This window comes from Micromonospora matsumotoense, assembly GCF_050951065.1.
GTDB lineage: Bacteria > Actinomycetota > Actinomycetes > Mycobacteriales > Micromonosporaceae > Micromonospora > Micromonospora matsumotoensis.
The window spans coordinates 6,514,308-6,531,679 of the sequence record NZ_CP192025.1; the positions used below are offsets into that span (position 1 = coordinate 6,514,308).

Here is a 17,372-nt window from a genome sequence, read left to right on the forward strand (position 1 = left end):
TGCGGTGTGAACCGCTCTTGACAGGACCGAAACAGAAGGGACCCCGGTCGGAAACCGCCCGGCGGCACGCTTTGCGGACATGACAGACGGTGCACGCGCCGCAACACGAACGGGGCCCCCACCCCCGGAGGCGGAAACGCACTGCCCGTACTGCGCACTCCAGTGCGGCATGGTGCTGCGGGACACCGGCGGCCGGATCGAGGTCCGGCCGCGGGACTTCCCCACCAACCGGGGCGGGCTGTGCCAGAAGGGCTGGACCGCCGCCGAACTGCTCGACCACCCCGACCGGTTGACCACCCCGCTGGTCCGCGACCCGGCGGGCGAGCTGCGCCCGGCCAGCTGGGACGTCGCCCTGGACCGGATCGCCGACGGACTGCGCACCGTGCAACGCGCCCACGGTCGGGACGCGGTCGCGGTCTTCGGCGGTGGCGGCCTCACCAACGAGAAGGCGTACGCGCTCGGCAAGTTCGCCCGGGTGGCGCTGCGGACCCGGCACATCGACTACAACGGCCGGTGGTGCATGTCCTCGGCCGCAGCGGCCGGCCTGCGCGCCTTCGGCATCGACCGGGGGCTGCCCTTCCCGCTGACCGACCTGGGCCGGACCGGGACCCTGCTGCTGGTCGGCGCGAACCCGGCCGAGACCATGCCACCGCTGATGCGGCACCTGACCGACCAGCGGGCCCGGGGCGGCCGGCTGATCGTGGTCGACCCCCGGCTCACCGCCACCGCCCGCCAGGCCGATCTGCACCTGCAACCGCTGCCCGGCACCGATCTGGCGGTCGCCAATGCGCTGCTGCACATCGCGCTCACCGAGGGGCTGATCGACCGGGAGTACGTCGCCACCCGCACCGAGGGCTTCGACGCGGTACGCCGTACCGTCGCCGGGTACTGGCCGGCCGAGGTGGAGCGGCTCTCCGGGGTGCCGGTGGCCGACCTGGAGGAGACCGCCCGCGCGCTCGGCACCGCCGACTCGGCCGTCATCCTCACCGCCCGGGGCGCCGAACAGCACGCCAAGGGCGTCGACACGGTCAGCGCGTACGTCAACCTCGCCCTCGCCCTCGGCCTGCCCGGCCGCCCACACTCCGGGTACGGCTGCCTCACCGGCCAGGGCAACGGCCAGGGTGGCCGCGAGCACGGCCAGAAGGCCGACCAGCTCCCCGGCTACCGGAAGATCGACGATCCGGTGGCCCGCGCCCACGTCGCCGGGGTGTGGGGGATCGACCCCGCCGAGCTGCCCGGCCCCGGGGTACCGGCCTACCAGCTGCTCGACTCGCTCGGCACCCCCGACGGCCCCCGCGCGCTGCTGGTCTTCGGCTCCAACCCGGTCGTCTCCGCGCCCCGGGCGGCCCGGGTCGAGTCCCGGCTGCGCGACCTGGACCTGCTGGTGGTGGCCGACTTCCTGCGTTCCGAGACCGCCGAGCTGGCCGACGTGGTGCTGCCGGTCGCCCAGTGGGCCGAGGAGGACGGCACGATGACCAACCTGGAGGGTCGGGTGCTGCGCCGCCGGGCACTGCGCGAACCACCCCCCGGCGTCCGCACCGACCTGGCCGTCCTCGCCGGCCTCGCCGACCGCCTCGCCGACACCCCCGGCGCACCGGTCCCGGCGGCCACGTCGGACGGTCCGGCCCCGACGACCCCGACGACCGCCCGGACCGTCGTCCCGGCCCCGCGCACCGCCCCGGACCACTTCCCGGCCCCACGCACCGCTCCGGACCGCTTCCCGACCGATCCGAGGACCGTCTTCGCCGAGCTACGGCGGGCCTCCGCCGGTGGCGTCGCCGACTACGCCGGGGTCACCTGGGACCGGATCGAGTCGACCGACGGCGTCTTCTGGCCGTGCCCCGACCCGGACGGGCCGGACTCCCCCCGGCTCTTCGCCGACACCTTCCCCACCCCCAGCGGCCGGGCCCGGTTCCACGCCGTGCAGCACCGGCCGGCGGCCGAGGAGGTCTGCGCCGACTACCCGCTGCACTTCACCACCGGGCGGGTGCTGGCCCAGTACCAGTCCGGCGCGCAGACCCGGCGGGTCGCCGCGCTGCACCGGGCCGCCCCGCACGGCTTCGTCGAGCTGCACCCCGACCTGGCCGCCCGGCTGGGGATCACCGAGGGCGACGAGGTCCGGGTCGCCTCCCGCCGGGGTGAGCTGCGGGCACCGGCCCGGCTCAGCCCGACCATCCGGCCGGACACCGTCTTCGCCCCGTTCCACTGGCCCGGGGCGGCCCGCGCCAACTCGGTCACCAACGACGCCCTCGACCCGGTCTCCGGGATGCCCGAGTTCAAGATCTGCGCGGTCCGGGTGGAGCGGGCATGACCGGGCAGATCGTGATCGTCGGGTACGGGATGGCCGGCGCCCGGCTCGCCACCGAACTGCACAGCCGCAACGGCGACCGGAAGGTCACCGTGCTCGGGGCGGAACCGCACCGGGCGTACAACCGGATCATGCTCAGCACGCTGCTGGCCGGCAAGGTCGACGAGCCCGACGTGGAGCTGGCCGAGGTCGCCGGGCAGGGCACCGACGTGCGTACCGGCGTGGTGGCCGCCGCGATCGACCGGGCGGCCCGGACGGTGCGCACCACCGACGGCGACCGGATCGACTACGACCACCTGGTCCTCGCCACCGGCAGCCGGGCCGTGGTGCCTCCGCTACCCGGCCTCGACCCGGCCGCCCTGCCGCCCCGGGTGGCCGTCTTCCGCACCCTGGCCGACTGCCGCCGCATCCTCGCCGCCGCCCGCACCGCCCGTACCGCGCTGGTGCTCGGCGGCGGGCTGCTCGGCCTGGAGGCGGCGCGCGGCCTGGCCGCCCGGGGGCTCTCGGTCACCGTCGTCCACCCCCACCCGCACCTGATGGAACGGCAGCTCGACCCGGCCGCCGGGGAGATGCTCGCCGGCACGCTGGCCGGGCTCGGCGTCGCCACCCGGCTGGGGGTGCCGGCGGCCGGGCTGGCCGCCGACGCCGACGGGGTCCGCCTCGCGCTGGCCGACGGCACCCGGTTGACCGCCGACCTGCTGGTGCTCTCCTGCGGGGTACGCCCCGACACCGACCTCGCCGCCGCCGCCGGACTGGCCGTCGACCGGGGGGTGCTGGTCGACGACCGGCTGCGCACCGACGACGAGGCGATCTCGGCGATCGGCGACTGCGCCCGCACCGGCGGCCCGACCGGGCTGGTCGCGCCCGCCTGGGCACAGGCCCGGGTGGTGGCCCGGCTGCTCACCGGCGAGGAGCCGACGGCCCGCTACCGGCCCCGGCCGGTGGTGACCCGGCTCAAGGCCGCCGGGATCGACCTGGCCGCGATGGGCGACCCGACCGGCGGCCCCGGCGAGGAGCTGACCTTCGCCGACCCGGCCCGGGGGACGTACGCCCGACTGCGGATCCACGACGACCGGCTGACCGGGGCGATCCTGCTCGGTGACAACCCGGCGGTCGGCACGGTCGTGCAGCTCTTCGACCGGGGTGCCCCGGTCCCCACCGACCGGCGGGCACTGCTGCTCGGCCGGTCGCTCGGCAACGCCCCCGCGACACCCGCCGCGTCCCCGGCGCTGATGCCGGACACGGCGACCGTCTGCCAGTGCAACGACGTCGACAAGGGCACCCTGGTCCGCTGCTGGCGCTCGGGCGCCCGGACGGTCGACGAGGTGGTCGCCGCCACCCGGGCCGGGACCGGCTGCGGTGGCTGCCGGCAGGCCGTCGGCGGCATCGTCGACTGGCTGTCCGAGGTGGACTCGGTGGGGACGACCCGATGACCGTGATGACACCACGAGGAGGTGACCCGATGACCGGTGGACGATTGGTCGTCGTCGGCAACGGCATGGTCGGTCAACGGTTCGTCGAGGCGCTGCGCGCCCGCGACCACGACCGGCGCTGGCAGGTGACGGTGCTCGCCGAGGAACCCCGCCCGGCGTACGACCGGGTGCGGCTGTCCGCGTTCTTCGACGGCGTGTCCGCCGGGGAGCTGAACCTGCACACCCCGGACGACGGGGTGCAGTTGCGCCTCGCCGACCCGGTCACCGGGATCGACCGGGACCGGCGGGTGGTGACCACCGCGACCGGCGAGCACCCGTACGACGCGCTGGTGCTGGCCACCGGGTCGTACCCGTTCGTCCCGCCGGTGGCCGGCACGGACCTGCCCGGCGTCTTCGTCTACCGCACCCTGGACGACCTGGAGGCGATCCGGGCACACGCCCGGGGTCGGGTGACCGGGGCGGTGATCGGTGGCGGCCTGCTCGGTCTGGAGGCCGCCAACGCGCTGCGGCTGCTCGGGCTGCGTACCCACGTGGTGGAGTTCGCGCCCCGGCTGATGCCGGTGCAGGTCGACGAGGCGGGCGGCGCGATGCTGCGGCGCTACGTGGAGGAGTTGGGGGTCACCACCCACCTGGGGGTGGGCACCACCGCGCTGCGGCCCGGCCCGGACGGCGCGGTCGCCGCGTTGGACCTCTCCGACGGCGGCACGGTCGACGCCGACCTGGTGGTGGTGGCCGCCGGCATCCGGCCCCGCGACGAGCTGGCCCGCACCGCCGGGCTGCGGCTCGGCCCGCGCGGCGGGGTGCTGGTCGACGGGAGCTGCCGCAGCGACGACGCGCGGATCTGGGCGGTCGGCGAGTGCGCGGCCGTCGACGGCACCTGCCACGGCCTGGTCGCCCCCGGGTACGCGATGGCCGAGGTGGTGGCCGACCGGCTGCTCGGCGGCGCGGCCACCTTCCCCGGCGCGGACAGCGCCACCAAGCTCAAGCTGCTCGGCGTCGACGTGGCCTCGTTCGGCGACGCCCACGGCACCACCCCGGGCTGCCTGGACGTCACGTTCACCGACCCGGTCACCCGCTCGTACGCGAAGCTGGTCCTCTCCGACGACGCGCGGACGCTGCTCGGTGGGGTGCTGGTCGGGGACGCGACCGCCTACCCGACGCTGCGGGCCAGCGTCGGCGGGCCGCTGCCCGCTCCCCCGCTGGCGCTGCTGGCCCCGGCGGGCGAGCCGGGAGCCGGGGTGACGACGCTGCCCGGGGCGGCGCAGGTCTGCTCCTGCAACGCGGTGACCCGGGACGACATCGACACGGCGATCGCCGGTGGGGCCACCGACGTGCCGGCGCTGAAGGCGTGCACCCGGGCCGGGACGAGCTGCGGCTCCTGCGTGCCGATGCTCAAGCAACTGCTGGACGCGGCCGGGGTGCAGCAGTCCACCGCCCTGTGCGAGCACTTCGACGTCAGCCGCCAGGAGTTGTTCGACATCGTCCGGGTGCGCGGCATCCGGACGTTCTCGCAGCTCGTCGCCGAGCACGGCCGGGGCCGGGGCTGCGACGTCTGCAAGCCGGTGGTGGCCTCGATCCTCGCCTCGCTGGGCACCGGGCACGTGCTCGACGGCGAGCAGGCGTCGTTGCAGGACACCAACGACCACTTCCTGGCCAACCTGCAACGCGACGGCAGCTACTCGGTGGTGCCCCGGATTCCGGGCGGCGAGATCACCCCGGACAAGCTGATCGTGATCGGGGAGGTGGCCCGCGACTTCCAGCTCTACACCAAGATCACCGGAGGGCAGCGGATCGACCTGTTCGGCGCACGGGTCGAGCAGTTGCCGCAGATCTGGCGTCGGCTGGTCGACGCCGGCTTCGAGTCCGGCCACGCGTACGGCAAGGCGCTGCGGACGGTGAAGTCATGCGTCGGCGAGACCTGGTGCCGGTACGGGGTGCAGGACTCGGTCGGCCTGGCCGTCGCCCTGGAGCTGCGCTATCGGGGGCTGCGCGCCCCGCACAAGCTCAAGTCCGCCGTCTCCGGTTGCGCCCGGGAGTGCGCCGAGGCCCGCAGCAAGGACTTCGGCATCATCGCCACCGACACCGGATGGAACCTCTACCTCGGCGGCAACGGCGGCTTCCGGCCCCGGCACGCCGACCTGTTCGCCACCGACCTGTCCACCGACGAGCTGATCACGCTGATCGACCGGTTCCTGATGTTCTACGTCCGCACCGCCGACCGGTTGCAGCGCACCGCCGCCTGGATCGAGGCGATGGACGGCGGCCTGGACCACCTCCGGTCGGTGATCGTCGACGACTCGCTCGGGCTCTGCGCCGAACTCGACGCGGCGATGGCCCGGCACGTCACGTCCTACTCCGACGAGTGGCGCGACGTGCTCGAAGACCCGGAACGGCTGCGCCGGTTCACCTCGTTCGTCAACGCCCCCGACGTGCCGGACCCGTCGATCACCTTCGCGGTGGAACGCGGCCAGCCGGTGCCGACGCGGGAACCCCTCACCGCGACCGGGGCCGCGCCACCCACCGGAGCCGACGCCCCCACCCGGCGCCGCCAGCCGGTCGCCCTCGGACTGCCGGAGGTACGGCGATGAGCGACACCGTCACCCTCACCTGGACCCCGGTCTGCCCGCTGGACCGGCTGGAGCCCGAGCGGGGCGTCGCCGCCCTGGTCGACGGCGTCCAGGTGGCCATCTTCCGCACCGACGACGAACTGTTCGCGGTCGACAACCTCGACCCGCTCAGCGGCGCGTACGTGATGTCGCGGGGCATCGTCGGCAGCCGGGGCGGGGCGCCCACCATCGCCTCACCCCTGCACAAGCAGGTGTACGACCTGCGAACCGGGCTCTGCCTGGACCTGCCCGGGGTGACCCTGCCCCGGTACGACGTCCGCTGCCGGGACGGCCTGGTCGAGGTGCGGCTGCGACAGGAGGAGTGATGCGGGACGAACTGGCCGGCTTCACCATCGGGGTGACCGCCGACCGGCGACGCGACGAGTTGGCCGCGTTGCTGGAACGGCGCGGCGCCCGGGTGGTGCTCGCCCCGGCCCTGCGGATCGTGCCGCTGGCCGACGACACCGACCTGCGGGACGCCACCCGGGCCTGCCTGGACCGGCCACCGGACGTGCTGATGGCCAACACCGGCATCGGGATGCGTGGCTGGTTGGAGGCGGCCGAGGGCTGGGGGCTGGCCGAGCCGCTGAAGGGCATGCTGTCCCGGGCCTACGTGGTGGCCCGGGGTCCCAAGGCGCGCGGCGCGATCCGGGCCGCCGGCCTGCACGACCAGTGGTCACCCGCCTCGGAGAGTTGCGAGGAGGTGGTCGAGCACCTGTGCCGGCGCGGGGTGGCCGGGCAGGTGATCGCCATGCAACTGCACGGCGACCGGCAGCCGGAGTGCACCGAGGCTTTGGAGGCCGCCGGGGCCACCGTGATCGAGGTGCCCGTCTACCGGTGGGCCCCACCGACCGACCCGGCCCCGCTGCACCGGCTGATCGACCTGGTGGCCGGCCGACTGGTCGACGCCGTCACCTTCACCTCCGCCCCGGCGGCGGAGGCGCTGCTGCGCGCCGCCGGCGACCGTACCGAGGCGGTGCTGGCCGCGTTGCGGGGGGACGTGCTGGTCAGCTGCGTCGGCGCGGTCACCGCCGAACCGCTGGTGCGGCGGGGGGTGCCGGTCAGCGCGCCGACCCGGGCCCGGCTCGGCGCGCTGGTCCGCACCATCGTGGACGAACTTCCCCGCCGTACCGTCACGGTCAAGGCGGCCGGGCATCTGCTGACCCTGCGCGGGCACGCCGCCGTCATCGACGGGGAGCTGCGGCCCCTGGCGCCCGCGCCGATGGCGGTGCTGCGGGCGCTCGCCGCCCGGCCCGGTCGGGTGCTGTCCCGGACCGAACTGCTGCGCACGCTGCCCCGGGGGGCCGACGAGCACGCGGTGGAGATGGCGGTGGCCCGGCTGCGGGTGGGACTGCGGGCACCCCGGGTGGTACAGACCGTCGTCAAACGCGGCTACCGGCTCCGGGTGGAGTGAGCCGGCAGCGGGCCGGGTCACCGGTGGCGACGACCCGGCCCGAGGGCTGCGTCGTCGCCACCGGTGACCCGTGCGCGCTCAGCCCACCGGGGCCGGGAAGCCCCGGCCGTGCTCGGCCTGCAGCCGGATCATGGCGTGCTCGACCACCGTCACCAGCACCTGCTTGACCGACTCCCGGTCCCGGGCGTCGCACATCACCAGCGGCACGTCCGCCGAGATGGCCAACGCCTCGCGGATCTCGTCCGGCTCGTACAGGTCCGCGCCGTCGAACCGGTTCAGCGCGACCACGTACGGCAGTTTGCGGTTCTCGAAGTAGTCCAGGGGGGCGAAGGCGTCGGTGATCCGTCGGGTGTCCACCAGGACGGCGGCACCCACCGCACCCCGGATGATCTCGTCCCACATGAACCAGAACCGGGTCTGCCCGGGGGTGCCGAACAGGTACAGGATCAGGTCCTGCGCCATGGTGATCCGGCCGAAGTCCATGGCGACCGTGGTGGTCTCCTTGCCCGGCACCTTCGACGGGTCGTCGATGCCGACGCCGGCGGCGGTCATCAGCGCCTCTGTGGTCAGCGGAGTGATCTCGGAGATCGCTCCGACCAGGGTCGTCTTGCCCACGCCGAAGCCGCCCGCGACCACGATCTTCGCGGAGACGATTCCCCGGCTCTGGCGCGACCCGGCGGGGTCATAGCCTGCGAAGTCCACTTAGCACCCTTCCAAGGATTTCCATTCGCTCCTCGAACCCCTCGGCGGGAGCGGCAGTGTGTAGCGTGAGCAGACCGTCGGCGACCAGGTCGGCGACCAGCACCCGGGCGACGCCCAAAGGCATCCGGGTGTACGCGGCGATCTCCGCCAGCGACTGCGCCCGACCCTCGCAGATGGTGGCGATTCGATACTTGTCGTGCCCGGCGAAGCGGGACTCGGCCACCTGGGTCGCGCTGGAGGTGAGCACCGCCTCCAGCGCGATGTCCCGGCTCGGTTCGGTACGGCCTCGGGTGACCGCGTACGGACGCACCAGCGCCCCACGTGGGTCCCGCCGGGGGTCCATGCCGCGATCACCTCCTCCCGCCCGGGTCCGGCCCGGATGCGTCGTCCCTCTGGCCGGACGCGGTCGCGCCCGGCCCCGTCCCCGCTACGAGCGCACCGCGTCCCGGGGCAGCGGCACCAACGCCGCGCCCACCCGCTCGACCAGCAACGCCATCTCGTAGCCGACCTGACCCACGTCGCAACTACGGGCGGCGAGCACCGCCATCGACGAGCCGTCACTGATCGACATGAGGAACAGGTATCCGCTGTCCATCTCGATCACTGTCTGCAGCACCCCGCCCGCGCTGAACATCCTGGCGGCACCCTCGGTCAGACTCACCACGCCGGAGGTGATCGCGGCGAGCTGGTCGGCCCGGTCGGTGGGCAGGTCCCGCGAGGAGGCGAGCAGCAGCCCGTCCGCGGACACCGCCACCACGTGGGCGATGCCCGCCACGCTGTCGGCGAAGTTGGTGAGCAGCCAACCCATGTCCTGCATGGCAGCTGGCCTGTTCATCGGTTCGTCTCCTTGGTCGAGGTGCTGTTGAGGTCCGCGCCTGCGGTGCGACCGCGCTGCACGCCGCGGTGGTAGGCCGAGAGCAGGCCGCGTACTTCGTCGGGGGTGCGACGGCTGCGGTCCCGGCCTCCCTTCGGCTCGATCCCGCCGGGGACGAGCTGGGCCTGCGGCACCCGCTTCGGCAGACCGGAACGGGTGGTGCCGGCGTTGGCCGGATCGGCCGCCTGGGTGGCCCGGGACCAGCCCTCGTCGGCCGCCGTCCGCCAGGCGTCGGCGTCGCCGGCCGGCGGGCCCGCCGGGGCCTCGGGGGCAACCGGCGGGGGTGTGTCGTAGGTCGGCGACGCGGTGGCTGCCGGCGGGACGGGGCCCGTCGCAGCCGGCGGGACGGGGCCGGTCGCGGCGGGTGGGACGGGGCCGGTCGCGGCGGGCATCTCCGGCGCGGTCGGGGCGGACGTGACGGTCGGCGTACCGGCGGCGGTGGGTGCGGTCGGCACCCGGGTGGGTAGCGGCGGGCGGGACGTCTTGGTGGTGCCGTTCGACCGGGGTGGTGCGGCGGGCGGTTCCTCGTCGAAGCGGGGCCGGGTGAAGATCGCGGTGGCGTCGTCCCCGTGGGACCGGAACCACACCGCCTCCATCTCCCGGAAGATCGGCGAGTCGGCCGGCCGGTCCGGCCGGGCCACCACGGGCGCGGCCGGGGCCGGCGGGGTGTACGACGCGGCCGGTGCGGCGTACGGCTGGGCTGCCGGGGCGCTGTACGCGGCTGGCGGAGCGGCCTGGGCGAACGCCCCCGCCGCGGCCGGGGCGAACGGGGTGGCCGCCGGAGCACCGGCGTACGGGGCCGCCGCCGGAGCACCGGCGTACGGGGTGGCCGCCTGGGCACCGGCGTACGGGGTCGCGGCGGGCGCACCGGCGAACGGCATGGCCGGACCGCCGTACGACTCCGTCGTGCCGGGGGCGGCACCGGCGACCGGACCGGCCGGGAGCACCGGGGCGGACTCGCCCGGCATGGCCCGGCGCGGCAGCGGGTCGATGGTCGGGTTCGCCACCGTCGGGCTGCCGGCCGAGAAGGCAGCGAATCCGGAGTCGGTCGAGGGGGCGGAGAGCGGCGCGAACGGCGGGGCGGAGACCGGGCCGCCGAACTGCACGGCGGGGGCGGTCTCCCGGGCGTCCACCGGCGGGTGCCAGGGCGCGGGCGCCGGCGGGGTGGTCCGCCACTGGTCGGTCAGCGTCGCCGCCGCGCTGCGGGCACCGCTGAAGGCCCCGCCGATACCGGCCGACGCGGGCGGCGGCTGCTCGACCGCGAGCGGCTGGCGCGGGCGGCTGATCGCCTGGTCCCGGCCCCGGTGGGCGGGCAGCACCACGGTGGCGTTGGGCAGCGTCACCTGGGCGACGGTGCCGCCCTCGACGTTGCGGCGCAGCTCCACCCGGACGCCGTACCGGCTGGCGAGCCGGCTGACCACGGCCAGACCCATCAGCCGGAAGGCGGCCACGTCCACGGTCGGCGGCGCGGCGAGCCGGCGGTTGAGCGAGTCCAACTGCTCGTCGGTGAGGCCGAGTCCCCGGTCCTCGATCTGGATCAGCACGTAGTCGCGGATGCGTCGGCCGTCGGCGACCACGGTGGTGGTCGGCGGCGAGAAGCGGGTGGCGTTGTCCAGCAGCTCGGCGACGAGGCGTACCACGTCGTTGACCGCGTGGGCGGCGACCGAGATGTCGGTGTCGACGGTGCCGAACTCGATCCGGTTGTAGAGCTCCACCTCGGACTGGGCGGCACGCAGCACGTCGACCAGCAGCGCGTCGTCGCGACGCGGCACGGCCGAGTCGGCACCGGCCAGGACCAGCAGGTTCTCGTCGTTGCGGCGCATCCGGGTGGCGAGGTGGTCCAGCTCGAAGAGCTGGGCGAGCCGCTTCGGGTCCTCCTCGCCGCGCTCGATCGCGTCCAGCTCGCCGATCATCCGGTCGACCAGGGTCTGACTGCGCCGGGCCAGGTTGAGGAACATCGCCGAGACGCTGGTCCGCAGCGCCGCCTGCTCGGCGGCGACCCGGACGGCCTCCCGGTGGACCACGTTGAAGGCCAGGGCCACCTGGCCGACCTCGTCCCGGTTGGTCAACCTGATCGGGTCGCGCACCTGGCGGACGATCTCCTCCACCCCGCCGTCGCCGACGCTGCCCATGTTCTGCAACCGCTTGACCGCGTCCGGCAGGTCGTGGTTGGCCACCGAGAGGGCGCCCTCACGCAGCCGGCGCAGCGAGTGGTTGAGCGAGCGGGCCAGCACCACGGCGAGGGTGATCGCGATGATCAGGGTCAGCAGCACCAGCACCGTCTCGATGACGGCCTGCTGGATGACGTCGCTGCGGGCCTGCTCGGTGCGGGCGAGCAGGGTGTCCTGGAGCTGGATCTCGGTCCACCGCATCAGGTCGTTGACCGCGCCGATCGCGGCGCTGGCGTCGCTGGCGCTGACCGGGCTGCGCTGACCGACCGAGCGGGTGATGTCGGCGGCCACCCGGTCGGCGAGCCCGACGGCGTCACCGGAGACCGCGCGGTCGACCAGCGCGCGCTGGGTGGGATCGGCGGCGAGGGAGAACCCGAGCAACGCCTCCTGCTGGCTGGTCAGAGTCGCCACGAAGGAGGAGAACTGCTCCTCGTCGAGGCGTCCGCCGACCAGCGCGGTGTAGGCGACCGCCTCCTCCTCGGCGACGGCGGACTTGGCCCGGCCGAACGCGGCCACCGCGCGGCGGGCGTCCGCCAGGCTCTCCTGGCCGGGCAGCTGGGCCAGGGTGTCGCCGTACGAGACCAGGTCGGTGAGGATCACCCCGTACCGCAGGGTGGCCTCGGCGACCGGCATCTGCCGGCGGTCGAGCACCTCCTGCCGGGTCGCGTCGAGCGTCCGCAGGTGGTCGTCGATCACCTTGAGCCGGTCCCGCACGGCGGCCGGGACCTCACCGAGGTCGGCCCGGTCGGCCCGGTAGGAGTTGATCCGCTCGCCGGTGGCCCGGACCCGCAGGTTGTAGTCGTCCGGGCGCAGCTGCGGGTTGGCCAGGTAGCCGGCCGCCGCCATCCGCTCCTTGTGCAGATCCTGCGCGAGCGCCGAAACGTCGATGGAGAGCGCGGTCAGCGACCGGATCTGGGTGGCGTCGACCGCACCCTCGGTAGTGGAGACGAGTCGGATTGTTGCCAACGCGATGACCGCCGCAACCGGTACGACCAGAATGAGGGCGAGTTTGGAACGAATGCGCGCATCCCGCAGCCGGGGCAGGCGGCGCTCCCGTTCGTGTCCGGCGCTTTCGCCTGGCTCGGGCAGGGTCGTCGGTCCGGTGCTCACGACATCGCCTCCGTCGTATCTTCCACACGCCTGACCCGCCGACCCGCGCCTGGTGCGACGGACAGCGCCATGCGCGGCACGGCCGCGATTTCATCAGAGAAGATCCTGTTTGGGAAGCCGCAGTCGGACAGGAATCGGTCGACCAGCACGCTGGTCACCGTTTTCCCTGGTTAGCAGGCCACCCCTGAACAGGGCATGTCACTCCAGAGTGTTCGTACGCCTCTGATGAGTGAGCATGGGTAAATATCTGATGTCCCCACAATGTGAGATTCGCGTCCCGAAACCGCCGACAGCATCCGCGCTTGACCGCACGCCCCGGCATTGGCAAGGTTTTGCAGGCTTTCGCGCACACCGTACGGCACACAATCCCGTTTCTCCACTGAGGACGGACTAGCGGCGGTGACCGGGCCTGTCCCGCGCCGCACCTGGAGGACTGAGTTGAGCCCCATCCGCTCCGCGACCATCGTGGCGCTCGCATCGGCCGTGCTGGCCACCACGCTCACCGGCTGCTCGTTCGGCGCGACAGAGGAGGACAGCAGCCCGATCACCATCGGCGCCGATCTCGAACTCTCCGGCGCCGCCGCGCCGGTCGGCAAGGCGTACCAGCGCGCCCTGGATCTGAAGGTCGAGCAGTTGAACGCCTCCGGCGCCCTGGGCGCCCGGAAGATCAAGCTGGTGGTCAAGGACAACCGCTCCGACGCCAACGAGTCGCTGCGCAACATCGGCGACTTCAGCAACGACTCCACGGTCAACGCCATCATCATGGGCGGCTGCAACGAATGCGCCGTCGGTGCCGTACGCACCATCAATGAACGGAAGATCCCGACGATCGCGCTCGCGCCGTCCAGCGCGGTCGCCAGCCCGGCCCCCGAACGCCGGTACGTGTTCAAGCTCGCGCCGAACGCCGCCGACAGTGCCGCCGCCCTCACCGCCGAACTGCGTCGACGCGGGATCACCGAGGTCAGCATCCTGCACAGCGACGACGACTACGGCCGCGAGGGTCTGACCGCACTGGAGAACGAGTTCGGCAAGGCCAAGATCAAGCGGGTCCGCGCCGAGGCGGTGCGTACCACCGACACCGAACTCGCCGCGCCGATCGGCCGGCTGACCGACCGCGACCCCACCGGCCTGGTCATCTGGACCCCGCCGGAGCAGGCCGTTCTCGCCGCCACCGCCGCCGACCAGTCCGGTTACACCGGATCGCTCTTCCTCGACGCCGCCGCAGCCGGCGACCTCTTCCTGGGCAGCTCCGGCCGGGCCACCGAGCGGGCCACCCTGATCTTCACCCAGACCATGGTGATCGACGACGTCATCGCCACCACCCCGGCCAAGGCGGCCCGCCGGCAGTGGTTCCAGGACTACACCGCCCGGTTCGGCGGCTACAACGGCCTCTCGTCGTTCGCCGCCGACGCCGTGCAACTGATCGCCGACTCGGCGGTACGGGCCGGCGGTCCGGCCGGCCGGGTCAACCGGGACGGCCTGCGGGACGTGCTGGAGACGTCCCAGCTGGACGGCCTCTCCGGGCCGATCCGGATGACCCCGGACAACCACTCCGGCCTGATGCCGCAGGCGCTGACCACGCTGGTGGCCCGGGGCGGACGGTGGCGGTTGGCGGGCTGACGCGACCCTGGACCGACGGGCCGATCCCCAGGTGGGATCGGCCCGTCGGTGGCGTCGAGGGGCGCAGCGGGACGGGTCAGCGGGCTGAGGTGGTGGCCCGGACCCAGGGGAGGGCCAGCCGCTCGACCAGCGACAACGCCGAGTAGAGCAGGATGCTCATCGCCGCGATCAGCACGATCGCCGCCCACGCGGTGGCGGTGTCGCCGACCCCGTTGTACTGGAGGATCTGGTAACCCAGACCCGGCTTGTCGGAATAGAACTCCCCGATCACCGCGCCGATCGCGGCCAGCGGCATCGCCACCTTCAGCCCGACGAAGATCTGCGGCAGCGCGGCCGGGAACCGCACCTTGCGGAACGACTGCCACCAGGAGGCGTTCAGCGACCGGGCCAGCTCGGCCAGGTCCGCCGGGGTGGTGGTGAGGCCGGTGGCGGTGGAGAGCACGATCGGAAAGAAGCAGAGCAGGAACACCATGGTCAGGATCGGCTTCGCACCCCAGCCGACCGAGACCACCAGCAGCGGCCCCAGCGCGATCTTCGGCACCGCGTTGATCGCCACCAGCAGCGGGGCGAACATCCGCTCGGCCCGCCGGGAGGCGGCCAGCGTCATCCCGATCAGCACCCCGGCGACCGTCGACAGCAGGAAGCCGAGCAACGTCATCAGGGTGGTGGCGCCCAGCGCCGGGAAGAGCACGTCCGCCGACGCGGTCAGCGACGTCCAGACCGCCTGGGGCGGCGGCAGGGACGCCGGGTGCACCAGGTGCAGCCCGGAGGTGACCGACCACCAGACCGCCACCGCGACCAGCAGGCCGAGCAGCGGCAGGCCGGCCGCTGCGGGGCGTACCCGGGACCAGGCTGACCGGCCGGGCGGCGGGGGGACGGTCGGCACGGTCTGACCCGTGGGCGCTGGTGGGCCGGCCGAGCCGGGTACGGGACGGGTCCGGATCGAGTCCGTCACAGGGTCCTCCTCTCCTGCCGGCACGCTGGCCGGCACGCGACGGGGGTGCGCCCACCGGTCGTCCCGCTGGGTCGCACCCCCGTGGCACCTACGGCGTCGGTCAGGCCTTCGGCACGAGACTGAAGTCGATGATCTGGTCCGGGGTGATGTTCGACTTGAGCGCGCCGGCGCCCTGGAGGATCGCGATGCTCTTGGCGACCCGGTCGCTGTCCAGGGTGCCGATGGCGGTCCCGGAGTTGCTGGAGCGCACGTAGCCGGCCATCAGCTGCAACTCGGCGGCGGCAGCCGCCGGGTTGGTGGTGTCCACGTTCTTCTTCAGGATCTCGGCCGCCTCCTGCGGGTTGGCCAGGGCGTACTCAAGCCCCTTGAGCAGCGCGGCGGTGAACTTCTTCACCATCTCCGGCTTTTCCTTGGCGATCTTGCTGGAGGTGATCAGCGCGTTGCCGTAGAGGTCCTGCATCACGTTGCTGTACGGCAGCACGACGGGCTTCTTCTTGGTGACCGCCTCGACGGTCGGCTGACCGACGACGAACTGGCCGATGCCGTCCACCTGGCCGGAGGCCAGCGTGCCCATCAGGGTCTGCGCCTCACCGTTGACCCAGGTCACCTTGTTGTAGTCCACCCCGGCCATCCGGGCGTACGTCGGGAAGAGGTTGCGCACGACGGAGCCGGGGGTGTCCGCGAGCTTCTTGCCTTCCAGGTCCTTCGGCGTGGCGATGTTCTTGCCCTCGACCGAGACGATGGCGGCCATGGTGCGCTGCTGGATCGCGGCAACCGCCACGAAGTCCTTGGCCTGACCGTTGCCGACCTGGAGCAGGCCACCGGTCAGGTCGATCGGGCCGAAGTCGGCCTGGCCGCCGACGATGGTCTGGATGACCGCGCCGGTACCCTGGCCGGGCTTGATCTCCACGTCGAAGCCGGCCTCCTTGAAGAAGCCCTTGTCCTTCGCCACCCAGGCGTACGAGTCGCGGCCGAAGTTGCCGAACGAGGTGAGGTAGGTCACCTTCTCCAGCGACTTGCCGTCGCCGGTCTTTGCATCTGCCGAGTCGGAACCGCCACTACAGGCGGAGACCAGGGCGAGGGCGGTGGCCAGGGTGGCCGCGGCGACCGTGCGGGTCAGCCTTGTCATCAGTGCACCATGTCCTTTCCGACCGGGCGGTGTACCCGGAGGGGGTTGTCGGTCCGGCGGCACCGGCGTGAGGGGGCACCGACGCCGCCGTCGTGAAGGGACTCTTCGCTGGCACAGAGTACGAGACACTGACCGTCACCACACCAGGCGGATCGGGTTGCGGAACGGAAACAACTCCACTCCACCCCGGACGGTGAGCAGCCGACACGCTGGGGATACCCTTGTCGGATTCCTGACCGCCGACTCAGGGGAGACCGACGGCGATGATCCGACTGTCCGATGTGTCGCGCACGTTCGACGGCCGTTCCGGGCGGGTCGAGGCGCTGCGCGGGATCAACCTCGACGTGACCGAAGGCGAGTTCGTCGCCGTGCTCGGCCGCTCCGGCTGTGGCAAGTCGACCCTGCTCCGGATGATCGCCGGGCTGCTGCCGGTCAGCGGCGGCGAGATCACCGTAGCCGGCAGCCCGATCACCCGGCCGCGCCGGGACGTCGCGATGCTCTTCCAGAAGCCCGCCCTGCTCCCCTGGCGCACCGTGCTCGACAACGTACTGCTGCCGGCCGAGATCTTCGGCTGGAGCCGCGCCAAGCACCGCCAGCGGGCCCGCCAACTGCTGGAACTCTCCGGCCTGGGCGGCTTCGAGAAGCGCCTGCCCCACGAACTCTCCGGCGGCATGCAGCAGCGGGTGTCGCTGTGCCGGTCGCTGATCGGCGAGCCCCGGGTGATGCTGATGGACGAGCCCTTCTCCGCCCTGGACGCGCTCACCCGGGAGGAACTCTCCGGCGAGCTGCAACGGGTGCACATGGAGACCGGGGCGACCGTCGTCTTCGTCACCCACTCCATCGACGAGGCGGTGCTGCTCGCCGACCGGGTGGTCGTGCTCAGCCCCCGCCCGGGGCGGATCCGCAAGATCGTCGAGGTGAACATCCCCCGACCCCGCACCCTCGGCCGCAACGCCCACCTCGCGGACGTCGCCCGGGTCAGCGCCGACCTGCACGAACTGCTGATGGAGCGGGAGACACCGGCGGCGGCCGGGGTGGAAGGACGATGAC

14 protein-coding genes are annotated in these 17,372 nt (G+C 73.3%); 7 read left to right on the top strand and 7 right to left on the bottom strand.

Annotated features, from left to right (window positions below; translation table 11 throughout):
* The first annotated feature begins 169 nt into the window (after window positions 1–169).
* Genes ACQP1S_RS27745 through ACQP1S_RS27765 form a run of 5 tightly spaced genes read left to right on the top strand, consistent with a single transcriptional unit; the run spans window position 170 to window position 7,761 of the window.
* Window positions 170–2,311 carry a molybdopterin oxidoreductase family protein gene (locus tag ACQP1S_RS27745; protein WP_432900627.1) on the top strand — a complete coding sequence of 714 codons (2,142 nt, stop codon included), beginning with the start codon at window positions 170–172 and terminating at the stop codon, window positions 2,309–2,311.
* Window positions 2,308–3,741 (top strand): FAD-dependent oxidoreductase, encoded by a 1,434-nt coding sequence (locus ACQP1S_RS27750; protein WP_432900629.1) that lies wholly within the window; start codon window positions 2,308–2,310, stop codon window positions 3,739–3,741. Before ACQP1S_RS27745 ends, ACQP1S_RS27750 begins: the two co-directional genes overlap by 4 nt.
* Window positions 3,742–3,770: 29 nt before the next feature.
* Complete coding sequence (nirB, locus tag ACQP1S_RS27755; RefSeq protein WP_432900631.1) at window positions 3,771–6,329, top strand: nitrite reductase large subunit NirB; 2,559 nt, start codon at window positions 3,771–3,773, stop codon at window positions 6,327–6,329.
* Window positions 6,326–6,673: a nitrite reductase small subunit NirD gene (gene nirD, locus ACQP1S_RS27760; RefSeq protein WP_091241885.1), complete on the top strand. Its 348-nt coding sequence runs from the start codon at window positions 6,326–6,328 to the stop codon at window positions 6,671–6,673. Before nirB ends, nirD begins: the two co-directional genes overlap by 4 nt.
* Complete coding sequence (locus tag ACQP1S_RS27765; protein ID WP_432900633.1) at window positions 6,673–7,761, top strand: uroporphyrinogen-III synthase; 1,089 nt, start codon at window positions 6,673–6,675, stop codon at window positions 7,759–7,761. The genes nirD and ACQP1S_RS27765 overlap by 1 nt, the downstream gene beginning before the upstream one ends.
* Before the next feature lie 78 nt (window positions 7,762–7,839).
* On the opposite strand, the gene ACQP1S_RS27770 is transcribed toward ACQP1S_RS27765, so the two are convergent.
* The 5 genes from ACQP1S_RS27770 to ACQP1S_RS27790 all read right to left on the bottom strand — a co-directional run bounded on the left by ACQP1S_RS27770 (window position 7,840) and on the right by ACQP1S_RS27790 (window position 12,776).
* Window positions 7,840–8,463, bottom strand: a complete 624-nt coding sequence (locus ACQP1S_RS27770) for a GTP-binding protein (protein ID WP_091241891.1) — start codon at window positions 8,461–8,463, stop codon at window positions 7,840–7,842.
* Window positions 8,444–8,806, bottom strand: coding sequence for a DUF742 domain-containing protein (locus tag ACQP1S_RS27775; RefSeq protein ID WP_432900635.1), 363 nt, complete (start codon window positions 8,804–8,806; stop codon window positions 8,444–8,446). Before ACQP1S_RS27775 ends, ACQP1S_RS27770 begins: the two co-directional genes overlap by 20 nt.
* Window positions 8,807–8,890: 84 nt before the next feature.
* Window positions 8,891–9,298 carry a roadblock/LC7 domain-containing protein gene (locus ACQP1S_RS27780; RefSeq protein WP_067313320.1) on the bottom strand — a complete coding sequence of 136 codons (408 nt, stop codon included), beginning with the start codon at window positions 9,296–9,298 and terminating at the stop codon, window positions 8,891–8,893.
* The gene (locus ACQP1S_RS27785) at window positions 9,295–12,618 is read right to left on the bottom strand and encodes a nitrate- and nitrite sensing domain-containing protein (protein WP_432900637.1); all 3,324 of its coding nucleotides are present in this window, start codon (window positions 12,616–12,618) and stop codon (window positions 9,295–9,297) included. Before ACQP1S_RS27785 ends, ACQP1S_RS27780 begins: the two co-directional genes overlap by 4 nt.
* Complete coding sequence (locus tag ACQP1S_RS27790; protein ID WP_176738881.1) at window positions 12,615–12,776, bottom strand: hypothetical protein; 162 nt, start codon at window positions 12,774–12,776, stop codon at window positions 12,615–12,617. The genes ACQP1S_RS27785 and ACQP1S_RS27790 overlap by 4 nt, the downstream gene beginning before the upstream one ends.
* A gap of 280 nt (window positions 12,777–13,056) precedes the next feature.
* Between ACQP1S_RS27790 and ACQP1S_RS27795 the strand changes: the two genes are divergently transcribed.
* Window positions 13,057–14,238 carry an ABC transporter substrate-binding protein gene (locus ACQP1S_RS27795; RefSeq protein ID WP_432900639.1) on the top strand — a complete coding sequence of 394 codons (1,182 nt, stop codon included), beginning with the start codon at window positions 13,057–13,059 and terminating at the stop codon, window positions 14,236–14,238.
* 76 nt (window positions 14,239–14,314) lie between these two features.
* Here the strand turns inward: ACQP1S_RS27795 and ACQP1S_RS27800 are convergent, their stop codons facing one another.
* Together ACQP1S_RS27800 and ACQP1S_RS27805 are read right to left on the bottom strand one after the other, a co-directional pair.
* The gene (locus ACQP1S_RS27800) at window positions 14,315–15,124 is read right to left on the bottom strand and encodes an ABC transporter permease (RefSeq protein ID WP_432908389.1); all 810 of its coding nucleotides are present in this window, start codon (window positions 15,122–15,124) and stop codon (window positions 14,315–14,317) included.
* Between the two features lie 169 nt (window positions 15,125–15,293).
* Window positions 15,294–16,322: an ABC transporter substrate-binding protein gene (locus tag ACQP1S_RS27805; protein ID WP_432900641.1), complete on the bottom strand. Its 1,029-nt coding sequence runs from the start codon at window positions 16,320–16,322 to the stop codon at window positions 15,294–15,296.
* Window positions 16,323–16,585: 263 nt separating this feature from the next.
* Here ACQP1S_RS27805 and ACQP1S_RS27810 point away from each other — a divergent pair, with 263 nt between their 5' ends.
* On the top strand, window positions 16,586–17,371 hold the full coding sequence (locus tag ACQP1S_RS27810; protein WP_091241911.1) for an ABC transporter ATP-binding protein: 786 nt from the start codon (window positions 16,586–16,588) through the stop codon (window positions 17,369–17,371).
* The last annotated feature ends 1 nt before the right edge of the window (window position 17,372 follow it).

Coding starts and splice junctions, on each gene's coding strand:
- ACQP1S_RS27775 (WP_432900635.1), bottom strand. CDS start 8,806: ATGGACCCCCGGCGGGACCCACGTGGGGCGCTGGTGCGTCCGTACGCG.
- ACQP1S_RS27780 (WP_067313320.1), bottom strand. CDS start 9,298: ATGAACAGGCCAGCTGCCATGCAGGACATGGGTTGGCTGCTCACCAAC.
- ACQP1S_RS27750 (WP_432900629.1), top strand. CDS start 2,308: ATGACCGGGCAGATCGTGATCGTCGGGTACGGGATGGCCGGCGCCCGG.
- nirD (WP_091241885.1), top strand. CDS start 6,326: ATGAGCGACACCGTCACCCTCACCTGGACCCCGGTCTGCCCGCTGGAC.
- ACQP1S_RS27765 (WP_432900633.1), top strand. CDS start 6,673: ATGCGGGACGAACTGGCCGGCTTCACCATCGGGGTGACCGCCGACCGG.
- ACQP1S_RS27745 (WP_432900627.1), top strand. CDS start 170: ATGGTGCTGCGGGACACCGGCGGCCGGATCGAGGTCCGGCCGCGGGAC.
- nirB (WP_432900631.1), top strand. CDS start 3,771: ATGACCGGTGGACGATTGGTCGTCGTCGGCAACGGCATGGTCGGTCAA.
- ACQP1S_RS27810 (WP_091241911.1), top strand. CDS start 16,586: ATGATCCGACTGTCCGATGTGTCGCGCACGTTCGACGGCCGTTCCGGG.
- ACQP1S_RS27805 (WP_432900641.1), bottom strand. CDS start 16,322: ATGACAAGGCTGACCCGCACGGTCGCCGCGGCCACCCTGGCCACCGCC.